This is a genomic window from Bradyrhizobium sp. 186 (genome assembly GCF_023101685.1).
Taxonomy (GTDB): domain Bacteria; phylum Pseudomonadota; class Alphaproteobacteria; order Rhizobiales; family Xanthobacteraceae; genus Bradyrhizobium.
This window is the reverse complement of the sequence record NZ_CP082164.1, coordinates 435,181-456,995: the sequence shown is the minus strand read 5'-3', so window position 1 is coordinate 456,995 and position 21,815 is coordinate 435,181. Positions and strand designations below refer to the sequence as shown.

22 protein-coding genes and 1 pseudogene are annotated in these 21,815 nt (G+C 64.0%); 18 read left to right on the top strand and 5 right to left on the bottom strand.

Annotation, left to right across the window (positions count from 1 at the left end; translation table 11 throughout):
• Positions 1-164 precede the first annotated feature (164 nt).
• From IVB18_RS02050 to IVB18_RS02010, 9 genes and pseudogenes are all read left to right on the top strand, one after another.
• Positions 165-872: a cytochrome c biogenesis protein CcdA gene (locus IVB18_RS02050; protein ID WP_247987681.1), complete on the top strand. Its 708-nt coding sequence runs from the start codon at positions 165-167 to the stop codon at positions 870-872.
• Between the two features lie 28 nt (positions 873-900).
• On the top strand, positions 901-1,464 hold the full coding sequence (locus IVB18_RS02045; protein WP_247987680.1) for a thioredoxin family protein: 564 nt from the start codon (positions 901-903) through the stop codon (positions 1,462-1,464).
• Between the two features lie 145 nt (positions 1,465-1,609).
• Positions 1,610-3,019 (top strand): cytochrome ubiquinol oxidase subunit I, encoded by a 1,410-nt coding sequence (locus IVB18_RS02040; RefSeq protein WP_247987679.1) that lies wholly within the window; start codon positions 1,610-1,612, stop codon positions 3,017-3,019.
• A complete protein-coding gene (gene cydB, locus IVB18_RS02035; protein ID WP_247987678.1) occupies positions 3,016-4,026 on the top strand; it encodes a cytochrome d ubiquinol oxidase subunit II in 1,011 nt (336 codons plus the stop codon). The genes IVB18_RS02040 and cydB overlap by 4 nt, the downstream gene beginning before the upstream one ends.
• On the top strand, positions 4,026-4,154 hold the full coding sequence (locus tag IVB18_RS02030) for a DUF2474 domain-containing protein (protein WP_247987677.1): 129 nt from the start codon (positions 4,026-4,028) through the stop codon (positions 4,152-4,154). Before cydB ends, IVB18_RS02030 begins: the two co-directional genes overlap by 1 nt.
• A gap of 17 nt (positions 4,155-4,171) precedes the next feature.
• Positions 4,172-4,255: pseudogene (locus IVB18_RS02025) on the top strand (thioredoxin); the annotation flags it as partial.
• Positions 4,256-4,339: 84 nt separating this feature from the next.
• Entirely contained in the window at positions 4,340-5,314 is a 975-nt protein-coding gene (locus IVB18_RS02020) for a hypothetical protein (protein ID WP_247991942.1), read from the top strand.
• 348 nt (positions 5,315-5,662) lie between these two features.
• A complete protein-coding gene (locus IVB18_RS02015; protein WP_247987676.1) occupies positions 5,663-6,256 on the top strand; it encodes a L,D-transpeptidase in 594 nt (197 codons plus the stop codon).
• A gap of 111 nt (positions 6,257-6,367) precedes the next feature.
• Positions 6,368-7,405 (top strand): amino acid ABC transporter substrate-binding protein, encoded by a 1,038-nt coding sequence (locus IVB18_RS02010; RefSeq protein ID WP_247991941.1) that lies wholly within the window; start codon positions 6,368-6,370, stop codon positions 7,403-7,405.
• A 138-nt stretch (positions 7,406-7,543) separates the two neighbouring features.
• Here the strand turns inward: IVB18_RS02010 and IVB18_RS02005 are convergent, their stop codons facing one another.
• Together IVB18_RS02005 and IVB18_RS02000 are read right to left on the bottom strand one after the other, a co-directional pair.
• Positions 7,544-8,683: an acyl-CoA dehydrogenase family protein gene (locus IVB18_RS02005; RefSeq protein ID WP_247987675.1), complete on the bottom strand. Its 1,140-nt coding sequence runs from the start codon at positions 8,681-8,683 to the stop codon at positions 7,544-7,546.
• A gap of 126 nt (positions 8,684-8,809) precedes the next feature.
• Complete coding sequence (locus IVB18_RS02000; RefSeq protein ID WP_247987674.1) at positions 8,810-10,024, bottom strand: acyl-CoA dehydrogenase family protein; 1,215 nt, start codon at positions 10,022-10,024, stop codon at positions 8,810-8,812.
• A gap of 156 nt (positions 10,025-10,180) precedes the next feature.
• Between IVB18_RS02000 and IVB18_RS01995 the strand changes: the two genes are divergently transcribed.
• Positions 10,181-10,726, top strand: a complete 546-nt coding sequence (locus IVB18_RS01995) for a carboxymuconolactone decarboxylase family protein (RefSeq protein ID WP_247987673.1) — start codon at positions 10,181-10,183, stop codon at positions 10,724-10,726.
• A 110-nt stretch (positions 10,727-10,836) separates the two neighbouring features.
• Positions 10,837-11,331, top strand: a complete 495-nt coding sequence (locus IVB18_RS01990; RefSeq protein ID WP_247987672.1) for a VOC family protein — start codon at positions 10,837-10,839, stop codon at positions 11,329-11,331.
• 93 nt (positions 11,332-11,424) lie between these two features.
• Here IVB18_RS01990 and IVB18_RS01985 read toward each other — a convergent pair whose 3' ends face one another.
• Positions 11,425-12,657: an MFS transporter gene (locus IVB18_RS01985; protein ID WP_247987671.1), complete on the bottom strand. Its 1,233-nt coding sequence runs from the start codon at positions 12,655-12,657 to the stop codon at positions 11,425-11,427.
• Positions 12,658-12,892: 235 nt separating this feature from the next.
• Between IVB18_RS01985 and IVB18_RS01980 the strand changes: the two genes are divergently transcribed.
• The gene (locus IVB18_RS01980; RefSeq protein ID WP_247983291.1) at positions 12,893-14,653 is read left to right on the top strand and encodes an IS1634 family transposase; all 1,761 of its coding nucleotides are present in this window, start codon (positions 12,893-12,895) and stop codon (positions 14,651-14,653) included.
• Positions 14,654-14,817: 164 nt separating this feature from the next.
• On the opposite strand, the gene IVB18_RS01975 is transcribed toward IVB18_RS01980, so the two are convergent.
• Positions 14,818-16,065 (bottom strand): MFS transporter, encoded by a 1,248-nt coding sequence (locus IVB18_RS01975; protein ID WP_247987670.1) that lies wholly within the window; start codon positions 16,063-16,065, stop codon positions 14,818-14,820.
• 187 nt (positions 16,066-16,252) lie between these two features.
• Here IVB18_RS01975 and IVB18_RS01970 point away from each other — a divergent pair, with 187 nt between their 5' ends.
• The gene (locus IVB18_RS01970) at positions 16,253-18,322 is read left to right on the top strand and encodes a prolyl oligopeptidase family serine peptidase (protein ID WP_247987669.1); all 2,070 of its coding nucleotides are present in this window, start codon (positions 16,253-16,255) and stop codon (positions 18,320-18,322) included.
• Positions 18,323-18,527: 205 nt separating this feature from the next.
• On the opposite strand, the gene IVB18_RS01965 is transcribed toward IVB18_RS01970, so the two are convergent.
• Entirely contained in the window at positions 18,528-19,202 is a 675-nt protein-coding gene (locus IVB18_RS01965; protein ID WP_247987668.1) for a DUF938 domain-containing protein, read from the bottom strand.
• Positions 19,203-19,445: 243 nt separating this feature from the next.
• On the opposite strand from IVB18_RS01965, the gene soxX reads away from it, so the two are divergent.
• From soxX to IVB18_RS01940, 5 genes are read left to right on the top strand one after another with little or no spacing between them, the layout of a single operon-like run.
• Complete coding sequence (gene soxX, locus IVB18_RS01960; protein ID WP_247991940.1) at positions 19,446-19,799, top strand: sulfur oxidation c-type cytochrome SoxX; 354 nt, start codon at positions 19,446-19,448, stop codon at positions 19,797-19,799.
• 27 nt (positions 19,800-19,826) lie between these two features.
• Complete coding sequence (gene soxY / locus IVB18_RS01955) at positions 19,827-20,318, top strand: thiosulfate oxidation carrier protein SoxY (RefSeq protein ID WP_247987667.1); 492 nt, start codon at positions 19,827-19,829, stop codon at positions 20,316-20,318.
• A 12-nt stretch (positions 20,319-20,330) separates the two neighbouring features.
• Positions 20,331-20,642, top strand: coding sequence for a thiosulfate oxidation carrier complex protein SoxZ (gene soxZ / locus IVB18_RS01950; RefSeq protein ID WP_247987666.1), 312 nt, complete (start codon positions 20,331-20,333; stop codon positions 20,640-20,642).
• The gene (gene soxA, locus IVB18_RS01945; protein WP_247987665.1) at positions 20,642-21,505 is read left to right on the top strand and encodes a sulfur oxidation c-type cytochrome SoxA; all 864 of its coding nucleotides are present in this window, start codon (positions 20,642-20,644) and stop codon (positions 21,503-21,505) included. The genes soxZ and soxA overlap by 1 nt, the downstream gene beginning before the upstream one ends.
• A complete protein-coding gene (locus tag IVB18_RS01940) occupies positions 21,502-21,807 on the top strand; it encodes a hypothetical protein (protein ID WP_247987664.1) in 306 nt (101 codons plus the stop codon). The genes soxA and IVB18_RS01940 overlap by 4 nt, the downstream gene beginning before the upstream one ends.
• Positions 21,808-21,815: the final 8 nt, after the last annotated feature.

Sequence of the window (21,815 nt, the reverse complement as noted above, 5' to 3'; positions counted from 1 at the left end):
GTCCCATTGCGGAGACACCCCCACCCCGGCCCTCCCCCGCAAGCGGGAGAGGGGGCGCACCGTCGACGCGGCAACGGCTTCCCCCGTCACGAACGTGTGACACTGCGTAACGACTGACGCATTCATCCCGAAGCAACCTCGTGACCCCATTCACGAGTGGCCCGATGCTCGAACTCACCTTCGCTCTTCTTGCCGGTGTCCTCACCATCGCCGCGCCCTGCACGCTGCCGATGCTGCCGATCCTGCTCGGCGCCTCGATCGGCCGTGCCGGGCATTTGCGCCCCGCGATGATCGCGCTCGGCTTCGTCATCTCCTTCTCCGCGACCGCGCTGCTGCTCGGCGCGATCACGCGGCTGTTCGATTTCGATCCGAACGTGCTGCGTTCGGCGGCGTCGCTCCTACTGCTCGGCTTCGGCCTGTTGATGCTGTGGCCGGCGCCGTTCGAATGGCTGTCGATCCGGCTCAATGGCTGGCTCGATCTCGGCAACTCCAGCGCCACTCAGCGCGACGGCGCGCTCGGCGGTCTCGGCGGGCTGGCGCTCGGCACCACGCTCGGCCTGGTCTGGACGCCCTGCGCTGGCCCCGTGCTCGGCTCGATCCTGACGCTGGTGGCGACCTCGAAGAGCCTCTCCTGGGCCGGCACGCTGCTGGTCGCCTACGCCATCGGCGCAGCGATCCCGATGCTCGCGATCGCCTATGGCGGGCAGGCCGCGACCACACGCGTGCGCAGTCTCGCGCGGATCTCACCGCGCTTGCAGCAGGGATTTGGCGTCGTCGTGATCGCCTTCGCGGTCGCCGCCTACTTTCAATACGACACGCTGATCGTGGCGTGGCTCACCGGATTCTATCCCACCGGCCAGATCGGCCTGTGATCACACCATCTCAACGGAGGAAGCTTCCATGACGCTCAAACTGCTCGCCGTATCCGCCGCGCTCATCGGCATCGCCGTGACCGGCGCCGTCATCCCCGGCATTTGCGACGAGGCCGCGCGCGCGGCGCCGATGGTGACCGCTGCCGCTGCCCAAGAGACCGCGCCCGACTTCGCCGGCATCACCAACTGGTTCAACTCAAAACCGCTCAACCTCGCCGAGCTGCGCGGCAAGGTCGTGCTGGTGGATTTCTGGACCTATGGCTGCGTCAACTGCGTCAACACGCTGCCGCATGTCACCGAGCTCTACGCCAAATACAAAGATCGCGGCCTGGTCGTGGTCGGCGTGCACACGCCGGAATTCCCGTTCGAGCGCTCGGCCTCCAATGTGCAGGCGGCACTGAAGCGCCACGGCATCACCTATCCGGTGGCGCAGGACAACGATTCCAAGACCTGGAACGCCTACCGCAACCGATATTGGCCGGCGCAATACATCATCGACCAGAACGGCAAGATCGTGTTCCAGCACGAAGGCGAAGGCCGCTATGACGAGATCGACCGCACAGTGGCGCGGCTGCTGAACGCCAATAGCTGATGTCGTACAGGTTAGACAAAGAGTCCTATATGATGGGAGGACGGCATGGGTCATCATTCATAAGCTGGGCGCGATTGCGTAGCTGAGCAGCCAGATCGGCGCCCCCATAATAGCCACAACTTGTCGCGTTGTGACGGGAGCGCCGATGCTATCGAACCTTGATCCAATCGTGCTTGCACGAGCGCAGTTTGCATTCACGATGTCGTTCCACATCGTGTTTCCGGCGTTCTCGATCGGGCTTGCCAGCTATCTTGCTGTGCTGGAAGCCGTCTGGCTGTGGACCGGCCGTGAGGTCTTCCTCAACCTGTTCCACTATTGGCTGAAGATCTTCGCGATCGCGTTCGGCATGGGCGTGGTCTCGGGCATCGTGATGTCCTACCAGTTTGGAACCAACTGGTCGGGTTTCGCCGACAAGACGGGCCCCGTGATCGGTCCCTTGATGGCCTATGAGGTGCTGACCGCGTTCTTCCTCGAGGCAGGCTTCCTCGGCGTGATGCTATTCGGTCTCGAGCGCGTCGGCCCAAGGCTGCACTTCGTCGCGACGCTGATGGTCGCGATCGGCACGCTGATCTCGGCGTTCTGGATCCTCTCGGCCAATTCGTGGATGCAGACCCCGGCGGGCTACGCCGTCAATTCCGATGGCCAGTTCGTAGTCGCCGACTGGTTCAAGGTTATTTTCAATCCGTCCTTCCCCTACCGGCTCGTGCATATGGTGCTCGCCGCCTACCTGACGACGTCGCTCGTGGTCGGCGCGGTCGGCGCATATCATCTGCTGCGCGACCCGCATCTTGCCGGCCCCCGGGTAATGTTCTCGATGGCGATGTGGATGGCGGCACTGGTCGCGCCGATCCAGATCCTGGCTGGCGACCAGCACGGCATCAACACGCTGGCGCATCAACCGGCGAAGGTCATGGCGATGGAAGGGCATTACCTGAGCCACAAGGACGGTGCGCCGCTGATTCTATTCGGCCTGCCCAATCAGGACGCCGGCCGAGTCAAATACGCGATCGAGATACCGAAACTGTCTTCGCTCATCCTCAAGCATTCCCTCGATGCGCCGCTCGCGGGACTTGATACCGTACCGCGCGAAAACTGGCCGCCGGTACCGATCACATTCTGGTCGTTCCGCATCATGGTCGCGTTGGGCTTCCTGATCTTCGGGCTGGGGCTGTTCAGCCTGTGGACACGCTGGCGCGGCACCCTGTTCGACTCCCGGCCGCTGCACATTTTCGCGCTGACGATGGGGCCGGCGGGGTTCATCGCGGTGCTCGCGGGCTGGATCACCACCGAGACCGGCCGGCAGCCTTTCACGGTCTACGGCCTGTTGCGAACCGCGGACGCCGCCTCGCCGCTGGCCGCGCCCGCGGTGGGTTCGTCATTGCTGGCCTTCATCGTCGTCTATTTCGTCGTGTTCGCGGCTGGCGCCATTTACATTTTGCGCCTGATGGCGGCCTCGCCTCATCATGGAGAGCAGGGGCCACGCGGCGACATGCCGACGCGCGCCGCCGGCATCACACCGGCCTCGGGCGTTGCGGGACAGGGTGCGCTGTCATGATCGCCGCCATCGACCTCGCCACGGTCTGGGCGCTCATCATCGCGTTCGCGGTGTTCGTCTATGTCGTGATGGACGGATTCGATCTCGGCCTCGGCATGCTGTTTCCCTTGTTTCCCGCCAAGGCCGACCGCGACGTCATGATGAACAGCGTGGCGCCGGTCTGGGATGGCAACGAGACCTGGTTGGTGCTGGGCGGCGGCGGCCTGATGGCGGCCTTTCCGCTCGCCTACGCGGTGCTGATGCCGGCGCTCTATACACCCATGATCGCGATGCTGATCGGACTGGTCTTCCGCGGTGTCGCCTTCGAATTCCGCTGGCGTACCACCGCTGCACGAAACCGTTGGGACATTGCCTTTGCCGGAGGATCGCTGCTGGCGACGCTGGCGCAGGGCGTTGCGCTCGGCGCCATCCTGCAAGGCGTGCATGTCGAGGCGCGGAATTATGCCGGCGGCTGGTGGGACTGGCTGACGCCGTTCAGCCTCCTGACGGGAATTGCCCTGATGATCGGCTATTCCTTGCTGGGCGCCACTTGGCTCATTCTGAAGACCGAGGGCGCCCTGCGCGAGAAGGCCTACCGGCTGAGCTGGTATCTGCTGTTCGCGATGCTTGCGGCGATCGCAACGGTCAGCATCGCCACGCCGTTCCTCAGCATTCAATACGCGCAGCATTGGTTCGCCTGGCCGAACGTCGTCCTGGTCGCGCCGGTGCCGGTCGCGGTCGCCGCCGTCACCGCGCTCTTGATACGCAGCCTCGGGCAAAAGCAGGACTCCCGGCCGTTCTTTCTGGTGTTGGTATTGTTCGGGCTGTCCTATGCCGGGCTGGGTATCAGCATGTATCCCTATATCGTGCCGCAGAGCATCACGATCTGGCAGGCGGCTGCGCCGCAGAACAGCCAGATCTTCATGCTCGTCGGCGTGGCCGGACTGGTGCCGCTGATTCTCGGGTATACCGGCTGGGCCTATTGGGTCTTCCGCGGCAAGGTCCGGGCCGGGAGCGGTTATCACTGATGCCGCGCGAAGCAGAGCCGAGGCCGCTGGGGCGACGGCTGATATGGTTCGCCGTTCTCTGGCTCGGCGGGGTGGGCGCCATCACCGTGATTTCGTTCGGCCTCAGACTGTGGCTTGCGCCGAAATGATCGGCGCCGCCGCCAGCAAGATCGTGTTTCAGCACGAAGGCGAAGGCCGCTACGACGAGATCGACCGCACGGTGGCGCGGCTGCTGAACGCCAATAGCTGACGCCTCATGCGGTCGCTGGCGATGTCGCTTGACTCCACGGACCCGTCCGTGGAGTTTCGCACCGACGCAATCAGCCGCCCCGAAATGGTCGACGCGACCCCCAGCAACGAAATTCGCCTTCGTGAAGGCTCCTCGATCGTGCAGCGGCTGGTCATGGCCGGCTTTGCCGCGGCCGTTTCGCTCTGCTTCACGCCGGGCCTGTTCACGCACGATACCCTGGAGGTGAGCATCTCGGTGCTCGCGCTCCTGGTGGGCGCAGCGTTCGTCGGCGCCGTCATGCTTGCACCGGCGGTGGTGTGGATCATCACGCCGGACGAGATCCTGATCGGGCAACAGCGTCCGTTCGGGCGGCTCCGCACCAGGATCGTTGCGAGAGACGACATCGCGGGACTACAGGTGCAGCGAAGCAAGACATCCAAGACCCGCTTCAATCTGGCCTTCACACTCGCTTCGGGCGAGCGCCTGACGTCCCCGCCCATCTCCGACGTCACGCATGTCCGCGAAACGGTTGCCCGGATCGCTGCGCAGCTTGGCGTTCCCAATGTCGAAGCACCGGTCAATCCGCTCGATGCCAGCAATCCCGAGATGCATCTCGGCGAACCCCTCGAGCCGTTTTCCGCACGGGACGTTCGGATCGCGGCCTTGATCGTTGTCGGGCTCTCGGTCGTGCCCTACGCCTACAAGCTCTGGCGTGGTCTGTCGCCCAGCTCGATCGACATCATGCTGTTGCCGATCAGCGCGATCGCCGCGTTCGCCGTTCACCGATACGCCAATCTCGTGACCGGCGCCTTCTGGATCATCCGGCAAGGGGACATCCGCGTGGAACGTTTATGGGGGGACGGCACGCCGCGTGCGGACCATATCGAGGGCCACGACGTGCAGGCGATCACGGTGGAGCGCCGGGGCCGATCCGAGGACGAGCACTGCATCGTCGTGATCCGATTGCGGTCCGGGCAGAAATTCCGCAGTCCCCGTATTGGCTCGCGGAACGAGGCGCGCGCCGTCGGCGCCGAAATCGTCCGGCGCCTCGGGACCGCGCCGGAGAATAACCAGATATGACAGGATGCCTGTTGGCGCACGTGAAGTGGCCGCGCACTCCCTCAACCTCTCCCGCTTGCGGGAGAGGTCGGCGCGCAGCGCCGGGTGAGGGCTCTCTCCTCTGGGGGAGTCTCGCTGCGGAGATACCCTCTCCCCACTCCCGCAAGCGGGAGAGGGAGCGCACTGCCACCGCGGCGACAATCTGTGCTTTTCGCGCCATCCCCTGTTTGTGGCATTGCCCGGTCCCGTCAAAAAACCAAAGTATTCTCGTGACATACCAGCCGGGCGCGCCATCAACTTGCCACGAAGCTGCCCCTGAGTTCAGATGGTTCCGGATGATTTGCGCAGTGGCAGCGGGGAGAGCTTGAAATGACGGATTTTCGTCGTCTGACGGGGATGTTTTTGGCCGCGATCGGCCTGATCCTGTCTGCGCCCCAGGCCGTCGCCCAGCAGCCTGACCGCGGCGACGAGCCCGGTCTGGTGGCTGACGACGCCTATGAGCTCGATCCGGAATGGCAGAAGCAGGTGGTTTACTTCCGCACGACGGAGCCGCCAGGCACCATCATCATCTCAACTTCCGAGCGCCACCTCTATCTGGTGCAGCCCGGCGGACGCGCGATCCGCTACGGCATCGGCGTCGGCCGTGACGGCTTTCAGTGGCAGGGTCTGCTGAACATCGCCAAGAAGGCGGAATGGCCGGACTGGACGCCCCCGCCGGAGATGATCCAGCGCCAGCCCTATCTGCCGCGCTTCATGGCCGGCGGCCCCGGCAATCCGCTCGGCGCCCGCGCCATGTATCTCGGCACCACCGTCTATCGCATCCACGGCACCAACCGTCCCGATACGATCGGCACCAAGGTCTCCTCAGGCTGTTTCCGGCTGGTCAACAACGACGTCGCCGATCTCTATGACCGCGTTCCGGTCGGCACCAAGGTCGTGGTGCGGCAGAAGCCTGAACTGTAAGGGTTATCGTTTGAGCATGATCTTTTCGGAAAACCGCTTCGCACTTTTCCGGATCATGCTTCCCGCCCTCGCCCAAATTCCTTTTCCCGATATTTTCGAGAGAGCAACATGATGCGCACATTTCGAGGCGGCCTGCTGATCGGGCTCGCGGTTGCCGTGCTGGTCGGCGTCCTGGCGGTGATCTATGAGTTCTACGACACCCGCACGCTGAAGCGCACCGTCCGCCGCGGCGAGGTGCTGTGCGGCGTCAACAAGGGCCTGCCGGGCTTCTCGATCCCCGACGACAAGGGCAACTGGACCGGTTTCGACGTCGATTTCTGCCGCGCGGTGGCCGCCGCGATCTTCAACGATCCGGCCAAGGCCAAATTCGTGCCGCTCGACGCCAGCGAGCGCTTCAAGGAATTGCAGAGCCGCAAGGTGGACATCCTCTCGCGCAACTCGACCTGGAGCATGGCGCGCGAACTCGACTACGACCTCTATTTCCCGGCGGTGGCCTATTACGACGGCGCGGGCTTCATGCTGCCGCGCTCGCGCAACAAGGAGACCGCGCTGGACCTGACCGGCAGCAAGGTTTGCGTGCAGTCGGGAACCACCACGGCACTCAACGTCGCCGACTACTTCCGTGCCAACAACATGAAGTATGAAGAGGTGAAGTTCGACAAGCTGGATGACGTCGTGAAGGCCTACGACACCGGCAAGTGCGATACGCTCACTGCCGACGTCTCCCAGCTCTATGCGCTGCGGCTGAACCTCGGCAAGCCCGGCGACCACATGATCCTGCCGGACATGATCTCCAAGGAGCCGCTCGCGCCCGTCGTGCGCCAGCGCGACGACGACTGGATGATGATCGTGAAGTGGACGCTTTATGCGATGATCAACGCGGAAGAGCTCGGCGTCAGCTCGGAGAACATCGACGATGCCTTGAAGTCGAAGAAGCCCGAGGTGATGCGGCTGGTCGGCACCGAAGGCAATTACGGCGAGCAGCTCGGCCTCACCAAGGACTGGGTCGTCCGCATCATCCGCAACGTCGGCAATTACGGCGAGATGTACGAGCGCAACATCGGCGAGAAGTCCAAGCTGAAGATCCCGCGCGGCATGAACCAGCTCTGGAATGCAGGTGGCGTGCAGTACGCGCCGCCGGTGCGGTAATAAGCTTCGAGCGCAGCCACGCTCTCAATCGTCATGCCCGGGCTTGTCCCGGGCATCCACGTTTTGCAGCACCGAAAGAACGTGGATGGCCGGGACAAGCCCGGCCATGACGACCTCAGTCGCGCGTCGCCCCCCGCCTCAATACCCCCGCCCCCGGGCGAGCTGCTCGGTGTGGTAGTTCGTATCGCCGAACAGTTCCTCACAAACCCGCGCGCGCTTCATGAAGAAGCCGATATCGAACTGGTCGGTCATGCCCATGCCGCCATGCATCTGCACGCCTTCCTGCACCGCGCGGGTGGCGGTGGTGCCGGCGCGGGCTTTTGCCACCGCGACGGCCGATGCGGCCTTGGCGACATCCGTATCGAGCGCCTGGAGCGCCTTCATCACGGCAGCGCGGGTGATCTCGATGTCGACATAGAGTTCGGCGGCGCGGTGCTGGAGCGCCTGGAATTCGCCGATCAGCTTGCCGAACTGCTTGCGGTTCTTCAGGTACTCGACGGTGCGGTTGAACACCTCTTCGCTGAGGCCCACCATTTCGGAGGCCACGCCGCCGCGGCCGATGTCGAGCACGCCATCCAGTAGCGCAGCACCCTGATCGACCTCGCCGAGCACGCTGTCGGCATTGACCTCGACATTGGCGAACTCGATCCGCGCCGCATTGTGCGCGTCGACCATGATTGTGCGCTCGACCGCAACGCCCCTGGTCTTGGGATTGACCAGGAACAGCGTCAACCCATCGCGCTCGCCGGCCGAGCCAGCGGTGCGCGCGGCGACGATGAGAAGATCGGCGACGTGGCCGTCAACAACGAGGGCTTTGGCACCGCTCAGCTTGAAGCCGTTGCCGGCGCGCACGGCCTGGAGGCTGGTCTTGAGCGGACGGTGCTTTGCGCCTTCGTCAACTGCGAGCGTCGCGAGCAGCGAGCCGTTGGAGATCTTCGGCAAATATTCCGACTTCTGCGCCGCGTTGCCGCCGCGGTTCAGTGCCGACGCCGCCACCACGCTGGTGGCGAGGAACGGCGACGGCATCAGCGTGCGGCCGATCTCCTCCACCACGACGCCGGCCTCGACGAAGCCGAGACCGCTGCCGCCGAACTCTTCCGGCACCAGCAGGCCGGCGAAGCCCATCTCGGCGAAGGAATGCCAGAATTCCTTGGAGAAGCCGGTCGGATCCTTGGAATCGCGCAAGTGGCGCAGATGCGACACCGGCGCCTTGTCGCTGATCAGCCCGCGCGCGCTGTCGCGGAGCATCGATTGTTCTTCGGTGAGGACGAGGGCCATGGTGCAAGTCTCTAGCGTCTGGCGAAATACAATTTGTTGATGTCATTCCGGGGCGCGTCGAAGACGCGAACCCGGAATCTCGAGGTTCCGGGTTCGCGCTGTCGCGCGCCCCGGAACGACGTGAAATTACGCCCCCGGCAGATCGAGGATGCGCTTGGCGACGATGCCGAGCATCACCTCGCTCGTGCCGCCCTCGATCGAGTTGGCCTTGGTGCGCAGCCAGGCGCGCGGACGTGCGCCGTGCCTGGAGCGTTCGCTCTCCCATTCCAGCGCGTCGACGCCGCCGGCCGACATCAGGATCTCGTAGCGGCGCTTGTTGAGCTCGGTGCCGTAATATTTCATCGCCGAGGAGAACGCCGGGTGCGCCTGCCCGGCCTTGGCGAGATCGACGGCGCGCTCGGCACAGGCTGCGAGCGCGGCTTCGTCGACGTCGAAGCTGGCGATCTGGCCGCGCAGCATCGCATCGTCCAAGCGGCCTTGCGCGTCGGTGCCGACCGAGTCGGCCGCGATCTGGCCGAGCGGACGGCCGACGCCGCGCTCGCCCATGCCGGAGATCATCGCGCGCTCGTGCTGGAGCAGATATTTTGCGACGTCCCAGCCGCGATTGACGGTGCCGACGACATGCGACTTCGGCACGCGGACGTTGTCGAAGAAGGTTTCGCAGAACGGCGAATAGCCGGAGATCAAGAGGATCGGCTTGGTGGTCACGCCTTTCGACGCCATGTCGAACAGGATGAAGCTGATGCCGTCGTGCTTTTTCGCCGCCGGATCGGTGCGCACCAGGCAGAAGATCCAGTCGGCGTAATTCGCGTAACTTGTCCAGATCTTCTGGCCGGTGATGACGAAATCGTCGCCGTCGCTCTCGGCGCGGGTCTGGAGCGAGGCGAGATCGGAGCCGGCGTTCGGCTCGGAATAGCCTTGGCACCAGCGGATCAGGCCCGCCGCGATCTTCGGCAGATGCTCCTTCTTCTGCGCCTCGTTGCCGTACTTCAGCAGCGCCGGCCCGAGCATCCAGATGCCGAAGCTCGACAGCGGCGGCCGCGCGCCGATCTTCCCCATCTCCGCACGCAGCATCTTGTGCTCGGCTGCGCTGAGGCCGCCGCCGCCATATTCCTTCGGCCAATCCGGCACGGTCCAGCCCTTGTCGCGCATGCGCTCGAACCAGATCCGCTGCGGCTCGGACGAGAATTTTGCGTTGCGTCCGCCCCAGAACACGTCGGCGTCCGATGGCACGGGCTTGCGCATCTCCGGCGCGCAATTGGCCTCGAGCCAGGCGCGAGTCTCTACCTGGAATGCTTCGAGATCGGCGGTCTCAGAGTCGCCCGCTCTAGAATCTGTCATGGGTCGTTTCCATCAATCAAATCGACTTGTTGCCGGCGACTCTGAGCCATCGCCCCGCGGAATTCAACCACTTCCGCAGCAGCCGCCGCGCATGCCGAGCCGCATTGGGCTATAGTCGCCTCCGCGGCGAGGCTTGAAAATAAAGAGGAAACGAGAATGCGCCTGAAACTACTTTCGCCTGGCGAAATGAACGACAGCCAGCGGCAGACCTATGACGAGTCCATTGCCGGTAAACGCGGCAAGCCGCCGGCGCCGATGATGGCCTGGCTCAGCAGCCCGGAGATGGCCCGTCACGCCACTCGGCTCGGCGAGGTCTTGCGCTTCGATACGGTATTTCCTGCCAAGCTCTCGGAGATCGCGATCCTGGTGACGGCGCGGCACTGGACTGCGCATTACGAATGGTATGCGCATAAGCGTCTGGCGCTCCAGGGCGGCATGAAGGAGGAGATCATCGACGCGATCCGCGACCGCCGCACGCCGGAATTCGACGATGCCAAGGGCAAGATGATCTACGATGTGGCGAAGTCGCTGCATGAGGGCCATGGTGTCGAGAAGGGCCTCTATGACGACGCGGTGAACGTGCTTGGCGAGCGCGGCGTGGTCGAAGTGATCGGACTGTGCGGCTACTACACGCTGGTGTCGATGACGCTGAACACGTTCGAGTTCGGGCTGCCAGAGGGCGAGGTGTCGGACCTCGCTTGATTGCTCAACCGGATGCGCAGTTGCTCATCCGGAAACGCTGGGTTTCCAGGATCGCTCATGGCGCCGTCCCGAAGCCCCGCCTATGTGGACCTCGTCAACGGAGCACTCACATGTCGCAGAATCCAGCGGTCAATGCCGGTACCAGGATCGGCCACGTTCACCTCAAGGTCGCCGATCTCGATCGTGCGCTCGGCTTCTATTGCGGTGTCCTCGGCTTCGAGCTGATGCAGCGCATGGGCTCCGGTGCGGCCTTCATCTCGGCCGGCGGCTATCATCACCACATCGGGCTCAACACCTGGGAAAGCAAAGGCGGCTCACCGCCGCCGCCGGGCACGACCGGGCTCTATCACACCGCGATCCTGTATCCGACGCGGCCGGCGCTGGCGGACGCGCTGCATCGCGTGCTGTCGGCCGGCATTGCGCTCGACGGCGCCAGCGACCACGGTGTCAGCGAAGCGCTGTATTTGCGCGATCCCGACGAGAACGGCGTCGAGCTCTATCGGGACCGTCCCAGGGAGCAATGGCCGTTTGGGGCGGACGGGAAGCTTGCGATGGTCACGAAGCGGCTGGACCTTGAGGATCTGTTGAGGCAGCGAGAGGCGTGATGCCGTAGGGTGGGCAAAGCGAAGCGTGCCCACCAACTCTTCGGCGAGTAGAGAGTGAGGCGGTGGGCACGCCGCTACGCGCCTTTGCCCACCCTACGACGTTCGAACGCGCGAGCCGCGCACCATAATCAGCGCCGCCGCCACTATTTCCAATGCGATGCAGAGGTAGAACGGCAGCGAATAGCCGCCGGAGAAATCTCGCAGGATGCCGACCACGCCGGGCCCGAACGCGTAAGTCACCTGGTTGATCGCGGTGTTGAGGCTGATCAGCACGCCGAACGAGGCGGAATCGAACTCCTGCTGCACGATCAGCGACGGCAGCGTGATGAGGTTGCCGACCGAGAAGCCGAACACCGCGCAGGCCGCGATCAGCACATAGTCGTTGTGCAGGTTGATGACGACGCACAGCGCAGCCGCCTGGCTCAGGAACGACAGCGCGGAAGCAAGGCGTTGATTGAGCCGGTCGATCACCATCGAGAACAGCACGCGGCCGACCACGGCCATCGCCGTCAGCACCGCCACCGCGACAGCCGCACGCTCGCGGCCTATCACGGGATCGAGGAACGAGATCAGGTGCACGATGAAGCCGACCTGCGCGAACAGCACCAGCGCGAACGCGGTCGTCACGGTGAGGAAGCCGACATCGCGCATTGCGTGCTTGCGGATCTGCGCCGACGATTGCGGCTTCGGTTTCTCTGTTCCACGCCAGCCATGGAGATCAGGCGGCCGGCCGACGACGATCAGGATCACCGGCACCAGCAGCACCAGCATGGCGCCGGCGACGGTAAACATCGCGCTGGCGAAGCCGACATGACCGATCAAGGTCACCAGCAGCGGCACGCCGACGATGCCGCCGAAACTTGCGCCGTTGAGCGCCAGGCTGATCGCCATGCCGCGCTTCTGGTCGAACCACAGGCTGATCGTGTTGGTGATCATCGCAAGGCTGGTGCCGGCCCAGCCGAACGCGAGCACGGCATTCGCCAGATAAAGCTGCCAGGGCTCGCGCACCGCGCCGATCGCAACCGCGGCGGCTGACATCGCCAGCGTGCCCGCGATCAGGCCGAGCCGCGGCCCATACTTGTTGACGGCCTCGCCGACGAAGACGACGAGCAGCGCGCCGAACAGATAGAAGAACGTCGTGCCCGAGGAAATCAGCGAGGCCGACCAGCCGTGCGCGCGCTGGAGCTCGGCGACGTAGACGCTCTGGCCATAGAAGCCGAGGCCCCAACCGAAGGTCGCCAGCAAAAAGCAGACCGCGACGATGCGCCAGCCTTGGTAGCGGAGCGAGGATTCGTCGATCGTGGGACGTTGAGGATTGTCGAGCATGCCGCTTACTCCGTCATGCCCGGGCTTGTCCCGGGCATCCACGTTCTTCGATCCGTGCGCCTCGGACGTGGATAGCCGGGGCATCTGAAGACGCGCTTCGCGCTTTAGCCCGAAGTTTGCGCTTGGTTTGACCTGAAAGACGAATCCTTTCGGGCGGATGGGCGGAGAGTAGTTTGCAGTTTGTATCCATGTAACGGGGATTCCCAAATCAGTCGAGATGTGATTCGATTTGGGAATGTTCATCGAGACGATTCCCAATCGAGGCTCGCCGCCTGCGGTGCTGTTGCGGGAGGCGTATCGCGACGAGCATGGCCGCGCGCAGAAGCGGACCTTGGCCAATCTGAGCAAGCTGCCGGTGGATTTGATTGGCGGACTGAAGGCTCTGCTCAAGGGCGGCACGGTGATTGGCACCGGACCGGACGAGATTCAAATCGAGCGCTCACTGCCTCACGGCCATGTTGCAGCGGCGCTCGGGACGATCCGCAGAATTGCACTGGATCGGCTGATTTTAAGCACGACGAAGGATGAGGCATCGCGACGCCATTACGATCTGGTGGTAGCCATGATCGTTGATCGGTTGATTGCGCCACGCTCGAAGCTTGGCTTTGTACGGGCGGTGGATCAGGAGACGGCAATCTCCAGCCTCGGATCGGTTCTGCGCCTGGGCAAGGTGAAGGAGCGCGAGGCCTATGAGGCGCTCGATTGGCTGGTCGAGCGCCAGGCGCGGATCGAGACCGGCTTGGCGCGGCGACATCTCCAGGACGGCGTGCTGGTGCTCTACGACGTCAGCTCGTCCTACTTTGAGGGCCGCTGCTGTCCGCTGGCGCGCTATGGCCATAGCCGCGATCACCGGGGCGACCGGCCGCAGATTGTCTACGGGCTGCTCTGTACGCGTGAGGGGCTGCCGATTGCGGTTGAAGTCTTCGACGGCAACACGGCCGATCCGAAGACGCTGAGTTCTCAAGTCCAAAAGATCAAGGATCGCTTCGGGATCAGCCGTATGGTGTTGGTCGGGGATCGGGGAATGATCACCTCGGCACGCATCCGCGATGATCTCAAGCCGGCGGGCGTCGATTGGATCACCTGCCTGCGCGCGCCGGCGATCCAGGCTTTGGCGGCGGAGAACGGGCCGCTGCAGCTGTCGCTGTTCGATGACCGCGATCTCGCCGAAATCAGCGCCCCTGACCTGTTCCCAGGCGAGCGGCTGATCGTCTGTCGCAATCGCGATCTGGCAGCCGAACGAGCGCGCAAACGCGAGGATCTGCTGGCCGCGACCGAGCACGAACTTGCCCGCGTTCAAGCGCAGGTCCAGCGCAAACACTCTGCGTTGCGCAGTTCCGCCCAGATCGGCATCGCGGTTGGTGCGGTTTTGGACCGCAAGAAGATGGCCAAGCACTTCGACGTCGAAGTGGCCGATGGCTATCTCTCATGGCAGCGACGGATCGAGCAGATCGAGGAAGAGGCTCGCCTCGACGGCATCTACGTCATCCGAACCAGCATACCCGCTGGGCATCTCGACGCTGCAGAGGCGGTTCAGGCCTACAAGGACCTGTCGCGAGTCGAACGCAGCTTCCGGTCCATGAAAACCATCGATCTCGAAATACGGCCGATCCGCCACTGGACGGCACAGCACGTGCGGGCCCATGTCTTCCTGTGCATGCTGGCCTATCACGTCGAATGGCACCTGCGAGAAGCCTTGGCGCCGCTGTTGTTCCACGACACCGACCTTGAGGCCGCCCGGGGAGAACGGACCTCTCCCGTCGCCAAGACCGAACCATCTGAGGCGGCGAAGGCCAAGAAGGCAACAAAGCGATCAGCCGACGGCCATCACGTCATGAGCTTCGATGCGCTCATCGCCCATCTCGGCACGCTGGTCCGAAACACGATGCGCGTGCCCCTTCACACCAAGCATCGCTTCATGCTCCATTCCACACCAACCTCCGTCCAGGAGGCCGCGTTCAAGCTGCTCGATCTTGACCCGCTGCGTGTCCAGTAATTGAAAACACCGACCGTCAACTTATCGAGTCGGATCAATCCCTTGCACACTTCCCAAGCGAAAACTTCGGTTTAGCCCGGCCAAGACGGCATCTAAGCAACCCTTACAAGAAAAGCACTTCGGCAGAGATCGAAGTATCGACGCCGCTGACAGCCTCCTGCCAGTCAGATCGCGTCCGGGAACTCGCCCATCGCGGCTTCCAGCCGCACCTTGCGGCGGCGCGCATAGGAGACGAGCGAGAGCACGGCGAGGCCGAGCAGCACCGGCGGGAACACCACCATGTTCACGGCGGACCAGCCGTAACTGGCGAGCAACTGGCCGGACGAGAACGAGCCGATTGCCATCATGCCGAACACCAGGACATCGTTGAAGGCCTGCACCTTGTTGCGCTCCTGCGGCCGGTGCGTCTCCAGCACCAGCGCGGAGGCACCGATGAAGGAAAAATTCCATCCCACACCCAGCACGATCAGCGTGGCCCAGAAGTGCATCGCGGTGATGCCGGAGAGACCGATCGTGGCGCCGCCGGCTTCGAGCAGCAGGCCGGCGGCGACGATCTTCGGTGCGCCGAAACGGGCGATCAGCGCGCCCGTGAAGAAGCTCGGCCCGTACATGGCGACGATGTGCCATTGAATGCCGAAATTGGAATCGCTGACGCTGAGGCCGCACAGCTTCATGGCGAGCGGCGCCGAGGTCATCACCAGGTTCATCATGGGATAGGAGATCACGCCGCACAGCGCCGCCGCGATAAAGCGCGGCTGAGTCACGATCGTGAGCAGCGGCCGGCCGCCATGGAGATCGGCGGGCGCCGGCTTCGGCATGTCGACGCCGGCGACGATGCCCATCGCGACCAGCGCCACCGCCGCCTGCACCAGGAAGCTGAACGCGAACAGGTAAGGCGACCAGACGTCCATGGTCCATTGCACGAGCTGCGGACCGAGCACGCCGGCAAATACACCGCCGGCCATCACCCACGACACCGCCTTCGGCCGGTACGCCGCGCTGGCGCCGTCGGCGGCCGCGAAGCGATAGGATTGCGCCACCGCGCCATAGAGACCGCCGAGGAAGGTCGCGAGACAGAACAGCGCGAACGAGGCGTGCAGGATCGCAAACGAGCCGAGCAGGCCGGTCAGCGTGCCGCAGCCGGTGCCGATGACGAAGGCGGCGCGGCGGCCGAAGCGGCGCGAGATCGCGCCAGTCGGCAGCGTGCCGGCGGCCAAGCCCACCACATACATCGATATCGGCACGGTCGCGAACGACATGTCGGGCGCGAGCGTGGCGCCGACGATCGCGCCGGTGGCGAAGATCACCGCCGAGTTGGCGCCGGTCAGCGCCTGGGCCGCCGCAAGGCGCACCAGATTGGTACGCACGCGGGCATCGGCAGCGATTTCGTCGATTGAAGTCACGTCAAGCATCGGCATTTCCGCCTGAGGGGCCTTGTTGATTCCCGGCACTATGGAGAGGCGCGGGAGGGTGGGCAACCGGCGCAAACGGGCGCAGGCCATGCCTCTGACGCAATCGGACGGATGATAACGCGGCGCGCTCTTGACGGCTTGCGCTCGATCAAATCCTATCCCGCCGCGATCTTCCGGAGTTTGTATCATGTCCATCGACGACAGGCCTACGCTTAGCAAGCCCGACGATGATCCCTGGCTCTGGCTGGAGGAGATCGAGGGCCCGCGCGCGCTCGATTTCGTCGAGCGGCAAAATCGCGTGACGCTCGACAAATTCGGCGGGAAGGCTTTCGAACGCGACCGCGAGACGCTCGCCGCGATCTACGATCGCCCCGACAACATCCCCTATGTCAGCCGGCGCGGCGCGCATGTTCACAATCTCTGGAAGGACGCCACCAACCCGCGCGGCCTGTGGCGGCGAACCACGCTGGCGGAGTTTCGAAAAGCCAGCCCGGCCTGGGAGATCGTACTGGATATCGACCAGCTCGCGGCGAGCGGGGGCGAAGACTGGCTGCTGAGCTCGATCAGCTCACTGCCGGGACATTCGCGGACCATCTTGAGCCTGTCGCGTGGTGGCAGCGACGCCGTCACCTTGCGGGAATTCGACGTCGACACGCGGAGCTTTGTTGCCAACGGCTTTACGCTGCCGGAAGCCAAGGGCAGCGTCGACTGGCTCGATCCGGACACGCTGCTGCTGTCCAGCGCCCATGGCGAGGACATGATCACGAGCTCCGGATATTCGAGGACCGTTCGGCTGTGGCGGCGTGGCCAGCCTGTGGATCGGGCCGAAATGATCTTCGAGACCACTGTCGATCATATGGTGATCTATGGCGGCACCGACGACACCGGAGCGAAGCCGCGCGCGTGGATCACCGACCAGATCGACTTCTTCAACTACGGCATCTGGCTGCGCGATGCGGCCGGCACCATAACGAAGCTCGACCTGCCGACCAGTATCTGGATGCAAGCACATGGCGACTGGTTCGCGATGAAGCTGCGCGAGGCCTGGTCGATCGAGGGGCGAACCTATTCCGCTGACGCCGTGCTCGGCATTTCGCTATCGGCTTTTCTTTCAGGCAGCCGCGACTTCACGCTCCTGTTCGAGCCCGGACCACGGCGCGCCTTGCAAGGCTTGTTCTGGACCGCGGGCAAGCTGGTGCTCTCGATCCTCGACGAGCTAAGGCCGCGATTCGAGATCTGCACGCCATCCGTCACAGGCTGGAGCCGGGAGATACTCGGCGGCCTTCCCGACATCGGCGTCGTCGATATCTGGCCGCTCGATCGTCATCCGTCCGAGAGCAATGGCGACCTGCTTGCCAATGTGCAGGACCCGCTCACGCCGCCGTCGCTGATGCTGATCGAGCATGGTGTCGAAAGCCCGACCGTGCTGAAGCAGGCGCCAAAGACGTTCAGCGCCGATGGTCTCGTGGTGACGCAGCACGAGGCGATCTCGATCGACGGCGAGCGCATACCCTATGTCCAGACCGGCCCCGCGGGCGAGACCGGTGATGCGCCGGTCTATATGACCGCCTATGGCGGCTTCGGACTCTCGGTGAAGCCGTACTACAATGCCTCGCTCGGCAAGCTGTGGCTGGAGCGCGGCGGCACCGTTGTGCAGGCGAATTTGCGCGGCGGCGGCGAGTTCGGCACGCGCTGGCATGATGCCGGCCGGCTCGCCGGCAAGAAGCTGTCGCACGACGACTTCGCGGCCGTTGCCGCCGATCTCGTCCGCCGCGGCGTCACGCAGCCGAGGCGCATCGCGGCACAAGGCGGATCGAACGGCGGCATCCTGATCACCAACATGCTGGTGCGATACCCGGAGCGTTTCGGCGCGCTGTTCTGCACCATCCCGCTGATCGACATGCGCCGCTACACGAAGCTGCTCGCGGGCGCGAGCTGGATTGCGGAATATGGCGATCCCGACAAGGCCGAGGAGTGGGACTGGCTGAAGACCTATTCCGCCTATCACAACGCAAAACCCGGCCAGCCCTATCCGCCGATCCTGATCGCCACCACGCGGCGCGACGACCGCGTCCATCCCGGCCATGCGCGCAAGATGGCCGCAAAGCTCCAGGCGATGGGCTACGAGGCCTGGTTCTACGAGCCGGCGGCGGGCGGCCACGGCTACGGCAAGGACAACAAGGAGCGCGCCGGCTTCGAAGTGCTCGGCTATGAGTTCCTGAAGGACCGGATCGGCTGGCGGGACGGCGAGAGCTGACGGGCGTTGATTAGGTCGGTGCAAACCAAAGGCACCGCTCACCTCTCCCGCTTGCGGGAGAGGTCGGCGCGAAGCGCCGGGTGAGGGCTCTCTCCTCTTGGCGGTTCTCGATTGTGGAAGCACCCTCTCCCCAACCCTCCCCCGCAAGCGAGGGAGGGGGCGCACCTCCTTCGTGGCGTGCACTCAGACCTAAGTCAGCCGCCCCTTAGCCCCGCGCGAACACCAGCACGAGATTGTTCGCAGGCATCTCGATCGCATCGACCAGGCCAAGGCCTGCGCCTTTGGCCAGCTTCTCGACGTCGCCGGCGTCGCGCACGCCCCAATCGGGATTTCCTTCGCGCAAGGAGGTGTCGAACACGGCATTGCTGAGCGCGGTGTGCTTGCCGTCGCGCTTGAACGGGCCGTAGAGGAACAGCTTGCCGTCAGCCCGCAAATAGCGGCCGGCGCCGGCGAATAGACCCTCGGCCACGTCCCAGGGCGCGATGTGGATGACATTGGCGCAGAACACGGCCGCAAGACTTGTCGGCCCCTGCCCTTTCTTCATCTCCGGACACCAGTCGGGATCGGAGAGATCGATCCGCAAGGGAGCGCGGATGTTTGGCAGGCCCGAATGCACGCGCCAGGCCTCGATGCTCTTGAGGTGCCGCTGGTTGAGGTCGCTCGGCCACCAGATCAGGCCGGGCGTATGGCGGGCGAAATGGACCACATGCTGGCCGGTTCCGCTGCCGACCTCGACCACGTCGCCTGACATCCCGGCGAGATGCTTTTCCAGCGCCGCCCAGATCGGCTCGTAGTTGCGGTGAAATGCCGGCGCATCGAGTCGCCCGTCCGGCTCGACCCGCCCGCCGTCCCTGCCAAATTCAACGACATAGTCAGCCAATTGAGGTCCCCTGAAAAATGGAGAACGAGATCAAAACAGAATGAGCGCCCGAACGCTCCAAAATCGCCGGCCCGCGCCCATGGGCCGAATCCCCGAACAAATAATCTCTTCAGTTGCAATGCGGAAGATATTAACTCCATTTTGTCGCGTGCATAGTCTTGATTGTCAGGCGATGCCCTTTGTGCTTTGGAACGCTATATTTCTACAAACGGAATCATCGACATAACGCCTCGGAATGATGCCTTGACCGCCCTTTCCCGGAAGCCTCTGTTTGTCATGCTGGCCGTTGTCGCCGGCCTCGCCGCGAGCCCGGTGCGGGCGCAGTCCGCTGCGACCGACGGTCAAAAACTCGCCTTTGACCGCGGCAAGGGCAATTGCCTGACCTGCCACGTCATCAAGGGCGGCGACCTGCCGGGAACGATCGGGCCGGAACTGAAGGACATCAAGGCGAAATACCCCGACCGCAACGAGCTGGTCGCGATCCTGTTCGACGAGACCAAGCGTAACCCGCAGTCCATGATGCCGCCGTTCGGCCGGAACCGGATTTTGACCGACCAGGAGATCAACGCGATCGTTGATTTCCTGCAAACCCTATGAGACGGCCGGCACGCCAGGAGAGCTCAGATGACCACATTCACCGGCCCTCTCGCGACGCGGCGCCTGATCCTTCAGGGCGCGGTCTCCGTCGCGCTGCTCGGCCTCGGCAATTTGCCGTTCGGCGCCGCGCCTGCGCGCGCCGCGGCCAACGACAAATATCCGGAAGAGGCGTTCAAGCAGAAGAGCGAAGCCGACGCGATCAAGGCGCTGTATGGCAAGACCGCAGAGCCGTCCGATAAGGTCAAGCTCGATGCGCCCGAGATCGCCGAGAACGGCGGCGTCGTGCCGATCTCCGTGACGACCACGCTGGACAAGGTGACCTCGATCTCGTTCTTCGTGGCCGAGAACCCGAACGCGCTGGCGGCGTCCTACAAGATCCCGGACGGCACGGTGCCGAGCGTCGCCAACCGCCTGAAGATGGCCAAGACCACCAACGTGGTCGCAATCGTCGAGGCCGACGGCAAGCTCTATAGCGCGACCAAGGAAGTGAAAGTCACCGTCGGCGGCTGCGGCGGCTAGGAGGACAAATCGATGGCATCGACCATTCGCGTGCGCGCGACGTCCAACGGCGACATCACCGAGGTGCAGGCGCTGATCCAACACCCGATGGATTCCGGCTTCGTCAAGGACGCCAAGGGCGAGATCATCCCGGCGCACTTCATCCAGGAGCTGAAGTTCGAATACAACGGCAAGGACGTCTTCGTCGCCGACTGGGGCCCGGCCGTCTCCAAGGACCCCTACGTCAAGTTCAGCTTCAGGGGGGCCAAGAAGGGCGACGACCTCAAGATCTCCTGGACCGACAACAAGGGTGCGTCGGATACGACCACCGCGAAGATTTCGTGATGAAGGCCCGGTCTGCCCTCCTGCTTGGCTCGGTGTGCGCCGCGCTTGCCGCGTTCGCCCTTGCGTCTCCCCGCGTGATCGCGGCCGACAAGGTCGATCCCGTTGCCGATGCCAAGGCGTTCCAGAACTTCTTCTTCCAGAAGTTTCCGAACGTGAAGCACGAGGATTTCGTCAACGGTCCTTATTCCATGAACGAGGACATGAAGCGGCAGTGGCAGGAAAAGGAAGAATTCCCGCCCTACGAGTTCGCGCTCGATGCCGGCAAGGAGATGTTTTCCACCCCGTTCAGGAACGGCAAGACCTATGCCGACTGCTTCCCGAACGGCGGCATCGGCATTCGCCAGAACTATCCTTATTTCGACGAGAAGGAAGGCAAGGTCGTCACGCTGGAGCTCGCGCTTAATCGCTGCCGCGAAGCCAATGGCGAAGCGCTCTACTCCTACGTCAAGGACGAGATGGCCTCGCTCACCGCCTACATGGCCTTCACCTCGCGCGGCAAGCCGATGGACATCAGGATTCCCGACGATCCCCGGGCACTCGCGGCGTTCGAGAACGGCAAGCGCTATTTCTACACCCGCCGCGGCCAGATGAATTTCTCCTGCGCGAGCTGCCATGTGCAGAGCCCGGGTGAGCGCATCCGTGCGGAAGTCCTGGCGCCGGCGCTCGGCATCCTGAACGCATTGCCGATCTACCGCTCGGAATGGAGCGGCATGGGCACCACCAGCCGCCGCTTCGTCACCTGCAACAGCCAGACCCGCGCAGTTCCGCTGGAGCCGCAGGCGGACGAGTATCGCGACGTCGAATATTTCCTCTCTTACGTCGCCAACGGCCTGCCGATTTCCGGCCCGGGAGCGCGGCCATGAAGCGGTCACTTCCTCTCGCCATGCTGCTCGCGTTGAGCCTCGCGCCAGCGGCGCGCGCGGCAACCGAGGCGGACTACAAGGCGGCCTATGCCGCCGCGGAAACCGCCTCAAAGGAGGCAGCCGGCTTGCGCCACCAGTGGACCACGACCGTCTCGACGCTCGCCGCGGCGAAGAAGGCAGCCGACGGCGGCGATTTCGACCGCGCATTTGCCGCGGCGAAGGAGGCCGAGGCGCTGGCAAAGGCGTCGATCTTCCAGGCTACGTCTGAAAAAGAGGCCTGGAAGACGATGGAAATCCGCTAGACTGTTCC

Bases quoted from the DNA above. Each gene is read 5' to 3' on its own strand.
- IVB18_RS02005 (WP_247987675.1), bottom strand. From the start codon at position 8,683: ATGGCCCTCGTCCTCACCGAAGAACAATCGATGCTCCGCGACAGCGCG.
- soxZ (WP_247987666.1), top strand. From the start codon at position 20,331: ATGGCATCGACCATTCGCGTGCGCGCGACGTCCAACGGCGACATCACC.
- IVB18_RS01985 (WP_247987671.1), bottom strand. From the start codon at position 12,657: ATGCTCGACAATCCTCAACGTCCCACGATCGACGAATCCTCGCTCCGC.
- cydB (WP_247987678.1), top strand. From the start codon at position 3,016: ATGATCGCCGCCATCGACCTCGCCACGGTCTGGGCGCTCATCATCGCG.
- IVB18_RS01975 (WP_247987670.1), bottom strand. From the start codon at position 16,065: ATGCTTGACGTGACTTCAATCGACGAAATCGCTGCCGATGCCCGCGTG.
- soxA (WP_247987665.1), top strand. From the start codon at position 20,642: ATGAAGGCCCGGTCTGCCCTCCTGCTTGGCTCGGTGTGCGCCGCGCTT.
- IVB18_RS01980 (WP_247983291.1), top strand. From the start codon at position 12,893: ATGTTCATCGAGACGATTCCCAATCGAGGCTCGCCGCCTGCGGTGCTG.
- IVB18_RS01940 (WP_247987664.1), top strand. From the start codon at position 21,502: ATGAAGCGGTCACTTCCTCTCGCCATGCTGCTCGCGTTGAGCCTCGCG.
- IVB18_RS02050 (WP_247987681.1), top strand. From the start codon at position 165: ATGCTCGAACTCACCTTCGCTCTTCTTGCCGGTGTCCTCACCATCGCC.
- IVB18_RS02045 (WP_247987680.1), top strand. From the start codon at position 901: ATGACGCTCAAACTGCTCGCCGTATCCGCCGCGCTCATCGGCATCGCC.
- IVB18_RS02030 (WP_247987677.1), top strand. From the start codon at position 4,026: ATGCCGCGCGAAGCAGAGCCGAGGCCGCTGGGGCGACGGCTGATATGG.
- IVB18_RS02040 (WP_247987679.1), top strand. From the start codon at position 1,610: ATGCTATCGAACCTTGATCCAATCGTGCTTGCACGAGCGCAGTTTGCA.
- IVB18_RS02000 (WP_247987674.1), bottom strand. From the start codon at position 10,024: ATGACAGATTCTAGAGCGGGCGACTCTGAGACCGCCGATCTCGAAGCA.
- IVB18_RS02010 (WP_247991941.1), top strand. From the start codon at position 6,368: ATGCGCACATTTCGAGGCGGCCTGCTGATCGGGCTCGCGGTTGCCGTG.
- IVB18_RS01995 (WP_247987673.1), top strand. From the start codon at position 10,181: ATGCGCCTGAAACTACTTTCGCCTGGCGAAATGAACGACAGCCAGCGG.
- soxY (WP_247987667.1), top strand. From the start codon at position 19,827: ATGACCACATTCACCGGCCCTCTCGCGACGCGGCGCCTGATCCTTCAG.
- IVB18_RS01970 (WP_247987669.1), top strand. From the start codon at position 16,253: ATGTCCATCGACGACAGGCCTACGCTTAGCAAGCCCGACGATGATCCC.
- IVB18_RS02020 (WP_247991942.1), top strand. From the start codon at position 4,340: ATGGTCGACGCGACCCCCAGCAACGAAATTCGCCTTCGTGAAGGCTCC.
- IVB18_RS02015 (WP_247987676.1), top strand. From the start codon at position 5,663: ATGACGGATTTTCGTCGTCTGACGGGGATGTTTTTGGCCGCGATCGGC.
- IVB18_RS01990 (WP_247987672.1), top strand. From the start codon at position 10,837: ATGTCGCAGAATCCAGCGGTCAATGCCGGTACCAGGATCGGCCACGTT.